Below are 15451 nucleotides of genomic sequence, written 5' to 3'. Positions count from 1 at the left end.
CTTTGCCGGTTCTGAAGTCTGCTTTGAGAAGGGCTGGATGTGCGCCGATACCGCCCTCCCCCGATGTTCGATCATGAGCGCCATGACGCAGTGAACGGCGCCCGGAATAGGCACTGTCTGAACCGGGCGCCCGCCTGACCCTGGGGGCTTGTGTGCCAGGCGATCCGCTGGGCTTCCCCGGCCGTGGGCCGGGACGTTCATCGTTTTACCGAAACGCTGACGCGGCGGCGGCACCCAGTCCCCGGCAATCGCGGAAAGAATCCGATTTCCGCTTCTTCCTTACTTCGTCAGACAACCCCTGAAGGAGGCCGCCATGCCGCGCATCAGCTCGAAATAGAGATCCTGGCCGTCCGCGATCTCGGCACCGAGCGGATCGAGAACACCGGATCTGGCATCGGTTCCCTCGGTGACGACTTCCACGAGACGTGGCTCGAACTGGGGTTCGGCGAAGACGCAGGCGGCGTCGAGTTCGCTGACCTTTGTGCGGATCTCATCCACCCGCTGAGCCCCGGGGATGACCTCCGGGCTGACCGTGATGGACCCGGCGGCGGCAAGGCCGAAGCGCTTTTCGAAATACTGATAGGCATCGTGGAAGACGATGAAGGGACGGTCCCTGACGGGCTCGATCTCGGCTGCGATTTCCGTTTCCAGCGCCTCGATGCGCTCGTTGAGCCTTGCCGCATTGGCTGCGTAGGTTGAGGCATTTTCGGCGTCGGCTTCGCTCAGGGCCTCGGCGATGGCATTGACGATGCTTTTCGCATTTTCCGGGTCGAGCCAGATATGCGCATCCGGGCCATGATCGTGGTGGTCGTGTCCCTCATGTGCATCGTCGTCATGGGCATCGTCGTCATGGGCATGGTCCGTTTCGGCGTGATCCTTCTCACCCTCCTCGTGATCATGGCCTTCCTCATGATCACCATGACCGTCTTCATCGCCGTGGGAATGCGCTTCGAACGCCCCGCCCTCGCGCATGTCGAGAAGCGTGATGCCTTCGCTTTCGGAGAGGCTTACCAGCTTTGCCTCGCCGGCCAGCGTCTCAAGCGGCTTCGCCAGAAAGACCTCCAGATTGGGGCCGACCCAGAACACGACATCGGCAGCGGCCAGCATGCGCGCCTGGGAGGGACGCATGGAATAGGTGTGCGGCGAGCCGGCGCCCTGCAGGATGAGCTGCGGCTCGCCGACACCTTCCATCACCCCGGCCACCAGGGAGTGCACCGGCTTGATGGAAGCCACGACCTCCAGATCGGCTGTGGAAGCGCCGGTTGCCCCGGCTGAAGCGAGCAGCGTGAGGGCGGATGCTGCGGCAGCGAGGGAAAGGCGAAACGATTTCATGGCTGGCTCCTGTCAGGCGTCGAACGAACAGACGGACATGCAGCCACAACACCGGCTCCCCACTTGGCCCCTACCGGCACAAATGTTATGACATTACACATCCTTGCGTTACGCTATAACGTGTGCCATATCCGCTGACAAGTCGGAAAAATTCACATGCTGGAAAAATCAAAATCATTGGCACAGACCTCCAGCGACATGCTGGTGGAGATGCACAATGCCGGGGTCAGCCGCGGCGGGCGCTGGCTGGTGCGCGGGGTTGACCTTTCGGTGCGGCGGGGCGAGATCGTGACGCTGATCGGGCCCAACGGATCCGGCAAGAGCACGACGGCCAAGACGGCGATCGGCATCATCCAGCCGAGCGAGGGCCATGTGCACCGGGCAGGCACGCTGAGAGTGGGCTATGTGCCGCAGAAAGTGGCGCTCGACTGGACGCTCCCGCTCAGTGTGGAACGGCTGATGACGCTGACGGCACCGGCAGGCCGGCAGGAGATCCGCACCGCTCTTGAGGCTGCCGGCGTGGGGCATCTGGCGGAGCGGCAGGTGGCGGCCCTTTCCGGTGGCGAATTCCAGCGCGCGCTTCTGGCCCGCGCCATGCTGCGCAAGCCGGACCTCCTGGTGCTCGACGAGCCGGTTCAGGGCGTGGATTTCACGGGCGAGGTGGCGCTCTACGAGCTGATCCGCGACATAAGGGACCGGACGGGCTGCGGCATACTGATGATCTCGCACGATCTGCACATCGTGATGGCCGACACCGACACGGTGATCTGCCTGAACGGCCATGTGTGCTGCCGCGGCGAGCCGCAGAGCGTGATGGACAGCCCCGAATACCGAAAGCTCTTTGGCACGCGCGCCGCCGAGGCGCTGGCGCTTTATCGCCATCATCATGACCACACGCATCTGGCCGACGGCCGTGTGCGCCATGCCGATGGAACGATCACCGAGCACTGCCACAAGGATGACGGTCACCACCACCATGACCATGTGGGTACCGAAGCGCCGGCAAAGGGGGGCAGCGATGCTCGATGATTTCTTTATCCGCGCGCTTGTCGCCGGTATCGGCCTTGCCCTGGTGACGGGTCCGCTCGGCTGTTTCGTCGTGTGGCGGCGCATGGCCTATTTCGGCGACACGATGGCGCATTCCGCACTTCTGGGCGTGGCGCTCTCGCTGGTGATGGAGATCAACCTCATGGTGGGCGTGTTCCTGGTGGCGGCGCTCGCCTCGCTGGCGCTCATCTTTCTGGAACGGCGGCGGGCGCTTTCCACCGACGCGCTGCTCGGCATCCTCTCGCATTCCACCCTTGCGCTCGGCCTTGTCATGGTCGCCTTCATGACATGGGTGCGGGTGGACCTGATGGGCTTTCTGTTCGGCGACATTCTCGCGGTGTCGAAGGCCGATATTGCGGTGATCTATGCCGGGGGAGCGGCAGTGACTGCCCTGCTCATCTGGCTGTGGCGGCCACTACTGGCAGCCACGATCAACCCAGACATCGCGCAGGCCGAGGGGTTGAAGCCCGAACGTTCGCGCTTCGTCTTCATGCTGTTGATGGCGGCGGTGATTGCCATTGCCATGAAGCTTGTGGGCATCCTGCTCATCACCGCACTGCTGATCATCCCGGCGGCCACGGCGCGCCGCTTTGCCAGCGGGCCGGAGGTCATGGCCGTGCTCGCCGCGCTGATCGGTGCATTTTCGGTTGTCGGCGGGCTGACGGCGTCGCTGCAATTCGATACACCTTCGGGACCGTCCATCGTGGTGGCGGCGCTTGTGCTCTTCCTGCTGAGCCTGACGCCCTCACCCGTGGCGAAAGGCGAAGCGCCCTCCGATACGCCCTCCACGGAGACAAAACCATGAGTGCCGATCTGACACGCAACCAGGCGCTGGTGATGAAAACGCTTTCCGGTGCCGAGGCTCCGCTCAGCGCCTACACGATCCTCGACCGGCTGCGCGGCGACGGGCTGCGCGCGCCGCTGCAGGTCTATCGCGCGCTCGAAAAACTGACGGAGCTGGGGCTGGTGCACCGGCTGGAGAGCCTCAACGCCTTCGTCGCCTGCGCGCATCCCAACTGCCATGAACAGGAACTGATCGCCTTTGCCATCTGCGAGGCCTGCGGCAAGGTGGAAGAGTTTTCCGACGACGTGGTGAAGGACCGGCTCGACGGCTGGACCCGCTCGCACGGTTTCAGGCCGGCCAAGACGACAATCGAGATTCGTGGCAATTGCAGCGGGTGTGCGGGCGGAAAATAGCGAACGATTGCTCTATCGCTGTCCCGTTTGCACCCAAGCAGGGCGTTGCCTCCAATCCCCGGGAAAGCCCATGTCGCGGCGATGCTCAGAGGATACCCCTTCCAAAAGCCCCCTCAACCTCATCCGAAAGCTGCTGTCGGTTCGCTGATGATCCAAGAGGCGCAATAGTACAATCAGAACATTGTATATGTGATTGTCGTTCTGGCGCTGCCCCTTGTGTTCAACCAGTACCAGATCATTGTTCCAGTGATTGATTTTGGGTATGCGCTTCAGGATACGACGATTCCATAGTCGAGCGTGATGCGCGCATATATTCCGCACAAAAGACAAAACCTGCAGAACGCCCTCTGTGACCTGCCCGGATGGCAATCCCAAATCCGCCGCAACAGCCGATTTAACGCTGCTGTCTTTTGTTGCCTGAAACCATTTCGACAGTTCGCCCAATGACATCAGTTCCGTGGCAGCCCAAAGGGGTGGAGAGTAGGGCTCCGTGTACTTGCCTTTATAGTGAATTACAAAAGTCTCTTTAGAAGAGTCGACTGATCGCGCCAATCGTACAAGCTGCTCACTGTGACGCAATCCATCGCCAAACAGGCTGTGGTCCAGATGAGCGTGTGCACCATACTTATGGACCAGTCGATAGGTCCAACGTGAGCGCAGATGAATTTCGATACGCTCTATTGCCTCCATTAGAAGAAGGCGCAACCGTCGATCAAAAATATATGTATCTCTAATGCTGTTGAAATGCGTGCCTGCTTTGAAACGTTTACTGCGAACCTTGCCTTCTGGAGCCACTTCTTCGTGTGGAAGCCAATAAGCGCTCATCCGGTAGTAACCGACTGATGCAAGCCACAACTCCGCATCTTCCCGCGATGGGACCGCCATCCCCCGCTCGATCAACAGGTCGACTTGCTCAGCAATACCCGTCGGTGTCTTGGAGTATTTCACTGTACCGCAGTGCAGATAAAAGGAACCCCCCGGTATTGAGCTCAGTTTTACAACTGATCGCCTGGGGGGTGTTGTTATAAGCATAGATACACACGCAATGCTCACCTGTCAAGAATCCGGCCTGAACGATTACATGGAAGCAAGCTTCTCCCCTTGACGCATGCCTCGAATCGTAACTACATAAGTTACATGAAACGAGACAGCCGCCTTTCCTCCGTCCTGCACGCGCTGCTTCACATGCACGAAGCGGACGGGGCGATGACATCCGAGACGCTGGCCAAGTGCCTCGGTACCAATCCCGTGGTCGTGCGGCGCACGATGGGGCTGTTGCGCAAGGCGGGGATCGTGACCTCGGATCGCGGGCCGGCCGGCGGGTGGCGCATCGCGGCAGACCTCAGGACCGTCACGCTCCGGCAGTTGCATGCTGCCCTGGGGGAGCCCGCATTCTTTGCCATCGGAAACCGCAATGAGATGCCCGAATGCCTGGTGGAGCAGGCGGTCAATGCGGCGCTCGACGACACATTCATCAAGGCAGAAGCGCTGCTTCTGGAACGTTTTTCACAAATCACGCTTGCCGACCTCGCCGCCGATTTCTCTCGCCGGTACGCCGAGCGCCGCAGGCAGGGGCCCCAGGGTCAGGACCTATGAATATGAAACAGGATGTCATCATCATCGGCGGCAGCTATGCCGGCATGGCCGCGGCACTGCAGCTTGCAAGAGCGCGGCGCAGGGTGCTGGTTATCGATGCGGGCGAAAGACGAAACCGCGCGGCCAGGCACTCCCACGGATTTCTGAGCCGCGACGGCGCCGATCCGGCGCAGATCGCGCTGGAGGCCCGGCGTCAATTGCAGGCATATCCAACTGTGAACGTGATCGCCGCCCGCGCCACTGCCGTTTCCGGCGAGCGCGACCGGTTTGTCGTCGAATGCGCAGATGGCGCGCACCATCCCGGCCGCCGCGTGATCTTTGCCACGGGCGTGCGCGACCATCTGCCGGCCATCGAGGGCATGGCAGAGCGCTGGGGCCGCAACATTTTCCATTGCCCGTATTGCCATGGGTATGAGCTGAACCAGGGGCGCATTGGCGTGATCGGCAGCGGCGAAATGTCGACCCATCAAGCCGAGCTTCTGACCGAGTGGGGTGAGGTCACCTTCCTGCCCAACGATGCGCTGACGCTCGACCCGGAGACAAGGGAGAAGCTCATCCAGCGCGGAGCAAGCATCGAAACGACAGGCATTGCACGCATCGCCAATGACGCGGATGTGGAGCTTGCGGACGGGCGGGTTCTCTCTTTTTCGGGGCTCTTTGTGGCGCCGCGGGTGGAGCCGGCCAGCAACCTTCCGGTGGCGCTCGGCTGTGCGCTTCAGGAGACGCCGATGGGGACGCAGGTCGAAACGGATGCGTCCAAGGAAACCAGCGTTTCGGGTGCCTTTGCCTGCGGCGATGTCGCGCTGGTGCCGCATTCCGTTTCGCTTGCCGTGGCGGACGGGGCGATGGCCGGCGCGCAGGTTCACCGCTCGCTGGTCTGGCCCGGATAGGACGCGACATGCCTCCTTCACAGATGACAGCCACCACTCCGGCAGACGGGTATGAGGAGCGGGTGATGCGGCAGGTGCCGGGCCTTGCCGACATGCATCGCATGGCCGGCATCCTGCTGGCAGAGCGTGTTCCGCGAAACGGGCGGGTTCTCGTGCTCGGTGCGGGCGGCGGGCTGGAACTGCGCAATTTTGCACGCGCCTATCCCGGCTGGCGCTTCGACGGCATCGATCCCTCCGCCGACATGCTGGCGCTGGCGCGGGCCACGCTTGGTGAGATGCAAAACCGGGTTACCTTCCACCAGGGCTATATCGAGGACGCGCCCGAGAAGCGTTTCGATGGCGCTTCCTGCTTCCTCACCCTGCATTTTCTGCCGCGTGAGGCCCGGCTCGACACGCTGCGGACGCTGCATTCCCGGCTTCAGCCCGGAGCGCCGCTTGTCGTGGCACATCACAGCTTTCCCATCGAAACGCCAGCCGGCGAGCGCTGGCTCAGGCGCAATGCGACCTTTCACGCAGCATCGGGTGAGGTATCGGGCAAGGTGATGGCCCAGATCGCGGCGATGCGACAGAACCTGCCCGCATTGGCACCGGAGGAAGATGAAGCCCTGCTGGCGGAAGCCGGTTTCGGCGATATCGAGCTTTTCTATGCGGGCTTCAGCTTCAGGGGCTGGGTGTGCCACGCGCTCCCCGCTGTCTGACCGGGGACTGAAGCTCCCAGGCGCAGTACAGATCGCTAAGCGCGCGGGCCGTCCGGCATTCAACGGCTGGCAGGCCGGACCTGCGCACAACATCTGCGTATTTGGCATCGCTGTTGCGGGTCTTGACGAGGATCCAGTGGATCATCTCCCATTTGATGCTGTCCTGCGCGCCTTCCAGATGCCCGGCGCGATCAGCCCGGTTGACCAGCGTGCGCTTCAGATAGCGCCCGATGCGCAGCCACGGGCTGGACGTGATGAGGATGATGCCGGTGGCGCGAGCCAGCCGCTGCGGCATGAGGCGGGAGTAGTTTCCCTCCATCACCCAGCTTTCCTCCTCAATCGCCGCATCGTGCAAAGCCCTGAACTCGGCCTCCGGCCGCGTCTGCCAGTCGGTGCCCGGCAGATGCTGTAGCTGATCGAGATGGACCGCCGGAAGCCCGAGTTTTTCGGACAGGGCGAGAGCCAGCGTTGATTTACCCGCGTTGGACGGGCCGAGAATGACAATGCGCTCGCCGAGCGATGCAAGGGGCAACATGAGAACACCGATGGATTGCAAGGGGCGGTTGCAATGCGCTTTGCGGGTGATTCTGTCAAGAATTGCGTGCTGGTGGCGTTTCCTTGAAGGCCGCTTCGCGCCCTACTCGCCCTTCTCTACGTGATTGTTCCTGAGCTTCGTCACCGCATTTCCATGGGCATCGAAGCCCTCATAGCGAGCAAAGCGCAGCGTGTGCGGCGCGAACTCGGCATAGCCCTGTGCGGTCACGTGCCCGATGGACGAGGTTTTCATGAAGTCGTGCACGCCGAGCGGCGAATGCGCGCGCGCCATGCCCGACGTCGGCAGAACGGCGTTCGGGCCCATCGCGTAATTGGCCATGGAGCCCGCCGCATATTCGCCCAGCAGGATTTCCGACGCATTGCGCACGCGCGACAGATATTCGAACGGCGTCTTGGACAGGATCTGCAGGTGCTCGGGCGCGTAGTCGTTGACGAAGGCGAACGCCTCTTCCGGCGTGTCCGCCAGAACGATGCCGCCGCTTGTGCCACCCAGAACATCGGAGGAGTAGCGCACGCGCTCGGCGCTCATCTCCGCCCAGTATTTCGGCAGCGCATCGCGCACCTTTTCCGCAACGTCGCGCGACCAGGTGACGAAGAAGTTGGAGCTGTCGCTGCCGTGTTCGGCCTCGACCAAGAGGTCGAGCGCCGCGATTTCGGGGTCGGCTGTCTCATCGGCCAGCACGATGCTCTCGGTGGGGCCGGCGGGGAGACGCGAAGCGATCTGGCCCTGAAGCAGGCGCTTGGCGGCGGCGATCCACGGGCTGCCGGGGCCTTCGAACTTGGCGCAGCGCGGCACCGTGTCCGTGCCATAGGCGGCAGCGGCGACGGCCTGACCGCCACCGGCCTTGTAGACATGCTTCACGCCGGCAATACGCGCGGCAACCAGCGTCGCCGCATCCACCTTGCCGTCCGGTCCGGGCGGGGTGAGCACGATGGGCATCGGCACGCCGGCCACCACGGCCGGGATCGCCGTCATGAGCGTCATGGAGGGGAAGGTGCCCTTGCCGCGCGGCGAATAGAGCGCAACGCTGTCAATGGGCGTGGCGCGCTCGCCCACCAGAACGCCGGGGCGGATTTCCTTCATCCACATTTCTTCAGGCCGCTGCGCCTCGTGGAAACGGCGGATATTGTCGGCGCAGAATTCCAGCGTCTCGATCATCTCCGGATCGAGTGCCTTGAAGGCGGCGTCGAAATCCTCTTCCGTCGCAGCGATCGCGTCCGGCTCGACCTGCGCCTTGTCGAACATGCGCGCGAAGCGGGCCAGCGCCACATCGCCCTCCTTGCGCACCGCCTCGATGATGGGCGCGACATTCTCCAGAAAATGGGTGAGATCGTCTTCCGTTCGCGTCAAGAGCGTCTTGCGCTCTTCAGCAGACAGTTTCGACAGTTCGTGCCAGGCAACGCGGTTCGACATTTTCACTCTTCCTAGGGTTGTGCGACAGGCGGTTTTGCCGCCCGCGGCACGTATACCCTATTTTCTCCCGAGGCAAAGATGGGAAACGGCTTAACCCAGTGCCCGGCTGGCGAGATATGCAGCCTTTGCCGGCACCGAGAGCCAGGCCTTCGCAAGCGCCACGCGCTCGGGCGTGTAGTGATGCTCGACATCAAGCATGTTGACGGTGCCGACCAGCGTATCGCCCAGCACCACCGGCAGGTTGATGACCGAGCCGCAGCCGAGCTTGCCGATCAGCGTGGCGTCGGGGAACACGGTGTCGATGTCGGCCAGCGTGTTGGCGACGAAGCATTCGCGCTTCTTGTGCACGGTCTCGAACCAGCGGTCATAATGGATCGGCTTGGTGCCAGACACCGGATACTCTTCCGGATGCGAGGTGTAGGAGCGGCTTGCCGTTTCCGTCTTCATGTCTGCCGTCATGAAGGTGAACAGCTTCGTGCCGACCACGGCACGCGTCAGCTCCAGCAGCGCATCGAAGGGTGCATCCGGGGTCGTGGCGCGTGAAAGCGCACGGTCGAATTCGGCCAGCGGGCCGGTGTAGTCGGTCATGTTCAGTCTCTGTTATGCGGGTTGGAGCGTGCCGCCGCTGGCGGCGTAGAGTTCGCGCGAATAGGAATCGGAAAGCCGACCCGTCTTCAACGCATCCACCTCTGCGATCTCGACAACGCGGCCATGACGCATGACCGCCATCCGGTCGCAGAGGAAGGAGACCACGGGCAGATTGTGGGTCACCATCAGATAGGTGAGCCCCTGCTCGCGGCGAAGCTTCTTCAGGAGGTTGAGGATTTCCGCCTGCACCGACACGTCGAGCGCCGAGATGGGCTCGTCGAGCAGCATCACGCGCGGCTCCAGCATCAGCGCACGGGCAATCGCCACGCGCTGCCGCTGGCCGCCCGAAAGCTGGTGCGGAAAGCGGAAGCGGAAACGCTGGTCGAGACCGACCGCGTCGAGCATGTCCTTCACGCGCGTGTCGCGCCCGCCAATGCCGTGCACGGCAAGCGGCTCGGCCAGGCAGTCATCCACCGTCTTGCGCGGATGCAGCGATCCATACGGATCCTGAAACACCATCTGGCAGACCTTTGCGAACTCCCGGTCCGGCGCATGGCCGCGCGGCTTTCCAAGTACGGAAATCTTGCCGGTCCAGTCGGGCGCAAGCCCGCTGATCGCCTTCAGGATGGTCGATTTGCCGGACCCCGACTCGCCCACCAGCGCAAAGCTCTCGCCCTCGGCGACCCAGAAATTGACATCGAACACCACCGGCGTCTTGCCGTAGCTGATCGACAGGCTTTCGAGATGAATTGCGGCGTTCTTCATGTACCCGCTCCCGTGGTCCAGGTGCTGCGGTCGAGCACCGGCAGTTCGTCGCGGTCCTCGTCCATGCGTGGCATGGCGGCGAGAAGGCCCTTCGTATAGGGGTGCGTCGCCTTGTTGAGATCGCTGGCCTTGCAGGTTTCAACGATCTCGCCGCTGTTCATCACGAGGATGCGGTCGCAATAGCGCGAGACGAGGTTCAGATCGTGGCTGATGAGGATCAGCCCCATGCCCTTGCCGGTCACGAGATCGTCGATGATGTCGAGCACCTGCGCCTGCACCGAAACGTCGAGCGCCGAAGTCGGCTCGTCGGCGATCAGAAGGTCGGGCTCCGGGATGAGCATCATGGCGATCATGACGCGCTGGCCCATGCCGCCCGAAACCTCGTGCGGATAGAGGTTCGCCACCCGCTCCGGTTCGTTGATGCGCACGGCTTCCAGCATGGAAAGCACCCGCGCCTTCAGCTCGCTGCGCGGCAGCTTCTTGTGGGTGAGCAGCGCCTCGCCGATCTGCTCGCCGATGGTCATCACCGGGTTCAGCGAGAATTTCGGGTCCTGCATCACCATGGAGATACGCGCGCCGCGAAGCTCGCGCATCTGCCGTTCACTTTGCGACAGAAGGTCGATGCCGTCGAAGGTCATCCGGTCCGCCGCAACGCGGCCCGGCTTGCGGATGAGCCGCAGGATGGAGCGACCCGTCATCGACTTGCCGGAACCGGATTCGCCGACGATGCCCAGACGCTCACGGCCAAGCGAGAAGGAAATGCCCTTCACCACGTCGACCGGTCCCCTGGACGTCGGGAAGGTGACGGTCAGGTTTTCGATTTCAAGCAGCGGTGCGCTCATTGCTTTTCTCCCTGCTTGGGATCGAGCACGTCACGCAGACCATCGCCCAGGAAGCAGAAGCCGAGGCTGACGAGAATGATCGCAAAGCCCGGCATGGTGGCGACCCACCATTGATCGAGGATGAAGTTGCGCCCGCGCGAGATCATCGCGCCCCATTCGGGAAGCGGCGGCTGCGCGCCGAGGCCAAGGAAGCCGAGGCCGGCGGCGGTGAGGATGATGCCCGCCATGTCGAGCGTCACGCGCACAATGGTCGAGGACGCGCAGAGCGGCAGCACGTGACGCAGGATGACCCGCGTTGCCGAAGCACCCTGCAGCCTGACCGCCGAGATGAATTCCGAATCCCGGAAGGTGATCGTCTCGGCGCGAGCGATGCGCGCATAGACCGGCCATGCGGTGATGGCGATGGCGATGATGGCGTTTTCGATGCCCGGTCCAAGCGCCGCCACGAAGGCAAGCGCCAGAATGAGCTTCGGCATCGACAGGAAGATGTCGGTCACGCCCATCAGGACGCGGTCGACCCAGCCACCGAAATAGCCGGACACCGCACCGACCACGAGGCCGATGGGGGCGGCGATGACGGCCACCATTGTGACGATCAGAAGCGTGATGCGCGCACCGTAGACGACGCGCGAATAGATATCGCGGCCAAGCTCATCCGTGCCCATCCAGTGTTCGGCGGAGGGCGGCATGAGGCGGTTTGCGAGATCCTGCCCAATGGGGGAGTAGGGCGCAATCAGCGGTGCGAAGATCGCCATGACGACCAGCACCAGCACGATCAGCGCGCCGACAACGGCGAGCGGATTGCGTAACAGTGCGGTCCAGACGCGCCATGCGCGGCCCATATTGGCCTGCAGGCGCGAGGTCGGGGAATCGTCGAGAAGCCAGTCAATCATCGGCGTGCCCTCGGGTCGAGGATGCGGTAAAGCACATCGGAAATCTTGTTGATCATGATGAAGACAGCGCCAATCACCAGCGTCGCGCCGAGAACGGCGTTCATGTCAGCGGTCAGAAGCGCGGTCGTGAGATAATTGCCGATGCCCGGCCACGAGAACACGGTCTCGATCATCACCGACCCTTCCAGGAGTGCTGCATAGGACAGGCCGATCACGGTGATGAGCTGGATGCGGATCGGATAGAACGCATGCCGCCAGATGACACGGCGTTCAGACACGCCCTTCACGCGCGCCGTGGTGACGTACTCCTGCCCGAGCTGGTCGAGCATGAAGGAGCGCGTCATGCGGGCGATATAGGCCAGCGAGAAGAAGCCGAGGATCGATGCCGGCAGCATCAGATGGTCGAGCGCGTTCCAGAAAATATCCCACTCGCCGGCGATCACGCTGTCGATGAGATAAAGCCCGGTCACGGGATCGAGCAGACCGTCATAGAAGATATCGACGCGGCCCGGGCCGGCAACCCAGCCAAGCCCCGCATAGAAGACAGCGAGACCGACAAGGCCGAGCCAGAAGGCAGGCACCGAATAGCCGAGCAGGCCGAGCACGCGGATCACCTGGTCGATCCAGCTGCCCTGATGCGTGGCGGCGACAACGCCCATGGGCACGCCCAGCACGACACCGATGATGATGCCGATGGTGGCCATTTCCAGCGTCGCGGGGAAAACGCGCGCCAGATCATCGACCACCGGGCGCCCGGTGGAGATCGACATGCCGAGATCGCCTGTCAGAACGTCGCCCACATAGGCGAAGAACTGCACGATGAGCGGTCGGTCGAGCCCCATGGCCTGACGCGCTGCCTCATAGACTTCCTGTGTCGCCCGGTCGCCAACAACCGAGAGCACGGGATCGATCGGCACGACACGACCGATGAAGAAAGTGATGGCCAGCAGGCCGAGAAATGTGCCGGCGACGACGATGGCGAAACGCAGAACGCTCGCAACGCCCTCGAAGGCACGGCCGGCCAGCATGCCCATGCGTGCGCTGGCAGCCCCGGTGGATGGTTCAAATGCCATGGCTTTTTCACTCTCTGGCCGCTGTTTCTGTTGATGGATGCCCCAAATGCGCGCCCCTCTCCCCTGGCTGACCTGCAAGCCGGCGCGCACAGCACCAAGAAGCCAACATTCTGTTTTCATGCAGTTTTGCGGCGCAAAAAGTTCACCCCGCGCCCTGCAAAACCTTTTAAAAAAGCGTTTGGATGATACAAAGAGATCTGGTTACATCAAAAAAAATTTTGTGGAGGAAAGAACTTTGAGCACGCAGCCGGCCCGCGCCACGCCCGATGTCGACACTAGGATCGGTGTGCTGATACGCGCGCGCCGCCGGCAACTCGGCCTCACCCTGCAACAGCTTGGCAAGGCGGCTGGTCTTTCCGTCGGTTATCTGAGTCAGGTTGAGCGCGACAATGCGACACCAACGCTCGGTTCGCTCGCCGGCATTGCCCGCGCGCTGGGTGTCGGGCTCGATTATTTCATTGCCCAGCCCCGCGCCGAGGACGGGCTGACGCGGACCGAAAGCCGCCAGCAATTTTCAATTGCCGGCTCCTCGATCATCTATGAGCGGCTCGGGACGGAGTTTCCCGGCAGCCAGCTATCCTCTTTCGTGCTGACCGTGCCGCCCGGCTATTCCTCGGAGACGGTGAGCCATGAAGGCGAAGAGCTGATCTACATTCTCGAAGGCACCATCACCCAGTATCTCGACGGCGAGGAAATGGTGATGAAGGCCGGCGACAGCCTGCACTATCGCGGCAACACCCCGCATGCCTGGAAGAACACCACCGACACGCTGGCCCGCATTCTGTGGACAGGCACGCTGACTGTGCTCGGCGCCAATGGCCAGGCCGGCAACCGCATCGAACTGGTTTCGCCGGACAGGGCCTCCGGCAATCCCACCAGAAAAACCGAGAGCAATTCCTGATCCAGAAAAGGGGGAGAACATGATGAAGCTCTTCAAGACGGCGCTCCTTGCCGCCGCCCTCACCATGCCGCTTTCGCAGCATGTGCTCGCAGCCACGCCGGACAATGTGCTGGTCGTCGCGCAGAACATCGACGACATCGTCGCCATCGATCCAGCACAGGCCTACGAGTTCTCGTCGGGCGAGCTGGTCACCAACATCTATGACCGTCTCGTTCAGTATGACGCCGAAGACCCGACGGTGCTCGCTCCCGGCCTTGCAGCCGAGTGGGAAGCCGATGCGGAAGCAAAGACCATCACCTTCACCATGCGCGACGACGCGACCTTCCATTCGGGCAACCCGGTGCGCGCGGAAGACGTGGCGTTTTCCTTTGCCCGCGTCATCAAGCTGAATCTGACCCCGGCGTTCATCCTCGCCCAGCTCGGCTGGACGGCGGAGAATGTGGACCAGATGGTCACCGTCGACGGCAACAAGGTTGTCGTGAAATATGAGGGCGATTTCTCGCCTGCCTTCGTGCTCAACGTGCTGGCCGCGCGCCCGGCTTCCATCGTCGATGAAAAGACGGTCATGGAGCATGAAGAAAACGGCGACATGGGCAACAAGTGGCTCAACGCCAACTCCGCCGGTTCCGGCCCGTTCAAGCTGACGGCCTATCGCCCCGGCGAGCTGGTGCGCATGGGCGCCAATGCCGACTACTTCAAGGGTGCGCCTAAGGTCGAGAACGTCATCATCCGTCACGTGGCGGAAGCAGCAACCCAGCAGCTTCTCCTTCAGTCGGGCGATGTGGACATGGCCCGCAACCTGACGCCGGACCAGATCAACGGCATCAGCGCCGACAACATCAAGGTCGAGACTTATCCGCAGGCCGCCGTGCATTTCGTCTCCTTCAACCAGAAGACGGAAGCGTTGCAGCCCGAAGCCGTCTGGGAGGCCGCGCGCTACCTCGTCAACTACGAAGGCATGACCGAAAGCTTCCTCAAGGGACAGATGGAAATCCATCAGGCCTTCTGGCCGAAGGGCTTCCCCGGTTCCTATGACGAGACGCCCTACACCTACGACCCGGAGAAGGCGAAGCAGATCCTTGCCGATGCCGGTGTGGAAACGCCGATCAACGTGACGCTCGACGTCATCAACTCGACGCCGTTCACCGACATGGCGCAGTCGCTGCAGGCAAGCTTCGCGGAAGCCGGCATCAATTTCGACATCATCCCCGGCACGGGCTCGCAGGTCATCACCAAGTATCGTGAGCGCAGCCACGAGGCGATGCTGCTCTACTGGGGCCCGGATTTCATGGATCCGCACTCCAACGCGAAGGCCTTCGCCTATAACCGCGACAATTCCGACGACAACTACCAGGCCACCACCACATGGCGGAACGCCTGGGCCGTGCCGACGGAGATGAACGACAAGACCGCTGCGGCTCTGGCCGAATCCGACGCCGACAAGCGCAACGCGATGTATGTCGAGCTGCAGAAGGAGGTGCAGGCCAAGTCGCCGATCGTCATCATGTTCCAGGCTGCCTATCAGGTGGCGATGGACAAGAAGGTGAACGGCTATGTGAACGGCGCCACCTCCGACTTCGTCTACTACCGGCTCGTCACGAAAGACTGAGACCAGCCGCAGTATTCGAGGCCGCCCCGCCAGACGTGGCGGTCTCCTTTC

General features: G+C 62.5%; 17 protein-coding genes. 8 read left to right on the top strand and 9 right to left on the bottom strand.

The genetic code is table 11. The features are described 5' to 3' along the window. Positions 1–279: 279 nt before the first annotated feature. Entirely contained in the window at positions 280–1332 is a 1053-nt protein-coding gene (gene znuA, locus KUG85_RS06645) for a zinc ABC transporter substrate-binding protein ZnuA (RefSeq protein ID WP_223004628.1), read from the bottom strand. Positions 1333–1488: 156 nt separating this feature from the next. Here znuA and KUG85_RS06640 point away from each other — a divergent pair, with 156 nt between their 5' ends. The 3 genes from KUG85_RS06640 to KUG85_RS06630 are packed head-to-tail and all read left to right on the top strand — an operon-like array spanning position 1489 to position 3576. Further along, the gene (locus tag KUG85_RS06640) at positions 1489–2361 is read left to right on the top strand and encodes an ATP-binding cassette domain-containing protein (RefSeq protein WP_223004627.1); all 873 of its coding nucleotides are present in this window, start codon (positions 1489–1491) and stop codon (positions 2359–2361) included. Beyond that, the gene (gene znuB, locus KUG85_RS06635; protein WP_223004626.1) at positions 2351–3184 is read left to right on the top strand and encodes a zinc ABC transporter permease subunit ZnuB; all 834 of its coding nucleotides are present in this window, start codon (positions 2351–2353) and stop codon (positions 3182–3184) included. Before KUG85_RS06640 ends, znuB begins: the two co-directional genes overlap by 11 nt. Further along, the gene (locus tag KUG85_RS06630) at positions 3181–3576 is read left to right on the top strand and encodes a Fur family transcriptional regulator (protein WP_223004625.1); all 396 of its coding nucleotides are present in this window, start codon (positions 3181–3183) and stop codon (positions 3574–3576) included. The genes znuB and KUG85_RS06630 overlap by 4 nt, the downstream gene beginning before the upstream one ends. A gap of 12 nt (positions 3577–3588) precedes the next feature. Here KUG85_RS06630 and KUG85_RS06625 read toward each other — a convergent pair whose 3' ends face one another. Further along, positions 3589–4524, bottom strand: a complete 936-nt coding sequence (locus tag KUG85_RS06625) for an Abi family protein (protein ID WP_223004624.1) — start codon at positions 4522–4524, stop codon at positions 3589–3591. 189 nt (positions 4525–4713) lie between these two features. Between KUG85_RS06625 and KUG85_RS06620 the strand changes: the two genes are divergently transcribed. Genes KUG85_RS06620 through KUG85_RS06610 form a run of 3 tightly spaced genes read left to right on the top strand, consistent with a single transcriptional unit; the run spans position 4714 to position 6760 of the window. Further along, complete coding sequence (locus tag KUG85_RS06620; protein WP_223004623.1) at positions 4714–5172, top strand: Rrf2 family transcriptional regulator; 459 nt, start codon at positions 4714–4716, stop codon at positions 5170–5172. 2 nt (positions 5173–5174) lie between these two features. Next, positions 5175–6062, top strand: a complete 888-nt coding sequence (locus tag KUG85_RS06615) for an NAD(P)/FAD-dependent oxidoreductase (RefSeq protein WP_065817294.1) — start codon at positions 5175–5177, stop codon at positions 6060–6062. 23 nt (positions 6063–6085) lie between these two features. Beyond that, positions 6086–6760, top strand: coding sequence for a class I SAM-dependent methyltransferase (locus KUG85_RS06610; protein WP_255606284.1), 675 nt, complete (start codon positions 6086–6088; stop codon positions 6758–6760). Here the strand turns inward: KUG85_RS06610 and KUG85_RS06605 are convergent. The 7 genes from KUG85_RS06605 to KUG85_RS06575 form a co-directional block, all read right to left on the bottom strand. Beyond that, positions 6723–7295: a P-loop NTPase family protein gene (locus KUG85_RS06605; RefSeq protein WP_223004622.1), complete on the bottom strand. Its 573-nt coding sequence runs from the start codon at positions 7293–7295 to the stop codon at positions 6723–6725. The two genes, KUG85_RS06610 and KUG85_RS06605, sit on opposite strands and share 38 nt — an antisense overlap. A 102-nt stretch (positions 7296–7397) precedes the next feature. Next, entirely contained in the window at positions 7398–8729 is a 1332-nt protein-coding gene (gene hisD, locus KUG85_RS06600) for a histidinol dehydrogenase (protein WP_223004621.1), read from the bottom strand. Between the two features lie 90 nt (positions 8730–8819). After that, entirely contained in the window at positions 8820–9317 is a 498-nt protein-coding gene (locus KUG85_RS06595; RefSeq protein ID WP_223004620.1) for a GAF domain-containing protein, read from the bottom strand. Positions 9318–9329: 12 nt separating this feature from the next. After that, the gene (locus tag KUG85_RS06590) at positions 9330–10082 is read right to left on the bottom strand and encodes an ABC transporter ATP-binding protein (protein ID WP_223004619.1); all 753 of its coding nucleotides are present in this window, start codon (positions 10080–10082) and stop codon (positions 9330–9332) included. Next, the gene (locus KUG85_RS06585) at positions 10079–10924 is read right to left on the bottom strand and encodes an ABC transporter ATP-binding protein (protein ID WP_223004618.1); all 846 of its coding nucleotides are present in this window, start codon (positions 10922–10924) and stop codon (positions 10079–10081) included. Before KUG85_RS06585 ends, KUG85_RS06590 begins: the two co-directional genes overlap by 4 nt. Then, positions 10921–11817: an ABC transporter permease gene (locus tag KUG85_RS06580; protein ID WP_223004617.1), complete on the bottom strand. Its 897-nt coding sequence runs from the start codon at positions 11815–11817 to the stop codon at positions 10921–10923. The genes KUG85_RS06585 and KUG85_RS06580 overlap by 4 nt, the downstream gene beginning before the upstream one ends. Then, the gene (locus tag KUG85_RS06575; protein WP_223004616.1) at positions 11814–12890 is read right to left on the bottom strand and encodes an ABC transporter permease; all 1077 of its coding nucleotides are present in this window, start codon (positions 12888–12890) and stop codon (positions 11814–11816) included. The genes KUG85_RS06580 and KUG85_RS06575 overlap by 4 nt, the downstream gene beginning before the upstream one ends. Positions 12891–13125: 235 nt before the next feature. Between KUG85_RS06575 and KUG85_RS06570 the strand changes: the two genes are divergently transcribed. Further along, positions 13126–13791, top strand: a complete 666-nt coding sequence (locus KUG85_RS06570; RefSeq protein ID WP_223004615.1) for a helix-turn-helix domain-containing protein — start codon at positions 13126–13128, stop codon at positions 13789–13791. A 22-nt stretch (positions 13792–13813) separates the two neighbouring features. Beyond that, on the top strand, positions 13814–15400 hold the full coding sequence (locus tag KUG85_RS06565) for an ABC transporter substrate-binding protein (RefSeq protein WP_223004614.1): 1587 nt from the start codon (positions 13814–13816) through the stop codon (positions 15398–15400). The last annotated feature ends 51 nt before the right edge of the window (positions 15401–15451 follow it).

It is taken from the genome of Nitratireductor rhodophyticola (assembly GCF_019891355.1).
In the GTDB taxonomy this organism is placed as follows: domain Bacteria; phylum Pseudomonadota; class Alphaproteobacteria; order Rhizobiales; family Rhizobiaceae; genus Nitratireductor; species Nitratireductor rhodophyticola.
This window is presented reverse-complemented; position numbering and strand designations above follow the sequence as displayed.

What these genes read in the sequence shown, in the direction of transcription:
- znuA (WP_223004628.1), bottom strand. Translation starts at nt 1,332, where the DNA reads ATGAAATCGTTTCGCCTTTCCCTCGCTGCCGCAGCATCCGCCCTCACG.
- KUG85_RS06640 (WP_223004627.1), top strand. Translation starts at nt 1,489, where the DNA reads ATGCTGGAAAAATCAAAATCATTGGCACAGACCTCCAGCGACATGCTG.
- znuB (WP_223004626.1), top strand. Translation starts at nt 2,351, where the DNA reads ATGCTCGATGATTTCTTTATCCGCGCGCTTGTCGCCGGTATCGGCCTT.
- KUG85_RS06630 (WP_223004625.1), top strand. Translation starts at nt 3,181, where the DNA reads ATGAGTGCCGATCTGACACGCAACCAGGCGCTGGTGATGAAAACGCTT.
- KUG85_RS06620 (WP_223004623.1), top strand. Translation starts at nt 4,714, where the DNA reads ATGAAACGAGACAGCCGCCTTTCCTCCGTCCTGCACGCGCTGCTTCAC.
- KUG85_RS06615 (WP_065817294.1), top strand. Translation starts at nt 5,175, where the DNA reads ATGAAACAGGATGTCATCATCATCGGCGGCAGCTATGCCGGCATGGCC.
- KUG85_RS06610 (WP_255606284.1), top strand. Translation starts at nt 6,086, where the DNA reads ATGACAGCCACCACTCCGGCAGACGGGTATGAGGAGCGGGTGATGCGG.
- KUG85_RS06605 (WP_223004622.1), bottom strand. Translation starts at nt 7,295, where the DNA reads ATGTTGCCCCTTGCATCGCTCGGCGAGCGCATTGTCATTCTCGGCCCG.
- hisD (WP_223004621.1), bottom strand. Translation starts at nt 8,729, where the DNA reads ATGTCGAACCGCGTTGCCTGGCACGAACTGTCGAAACTGTCTGCTGAA.
- KUG85_RS06595 (WP_223004620.1), bottom strand. Translation starts at nt 9,317, where the DNA reads ATGACCGACTACACCGGCCCGCTGGCCGAATTCGACCGTGCGCTTTCA.
- KUG85_RS06590 (WP_223004619.1), bottom strand. Translation starts at nt 10,082, where the DNA reads ATGAAGAACGCCGCAATTCATCTCGAAAGCCTGTCGATCAGCTACGGC.
- KUG85_RS06585 (WP_223004618.1), bottom strand. Translation starts at nt 10,924, where the DNA reads ATGAGCGCACCGCTGCTTGAAATCGAAAACCTGACCGTCACCTTCCCG.
- KUG85_RS06580 (WP_223004617.1), bottom strand. Translation starts at nt 11,817, where the DNA reads ATGATTGACTGGCTTCTCGACGATTCCCCGACCTCGCGCCTGCAGGCC.
- KUG85_RS06575 (WP_223004616.1), bottom strand. Translation starts at nt 12,890, where the DNA reads ATGGCATTTGAACCATCCACCGGGGCTGCCAGCGCACGCATGGGCATG.
- KUG85_RS06565 (WP_223004614.1), top strand. Translation starts at nt 13,814, where the DNA reads ATGAAGCTCTTCAAGACGGCGCTCCTTGCCGCCGCCCTCACCATGCCG.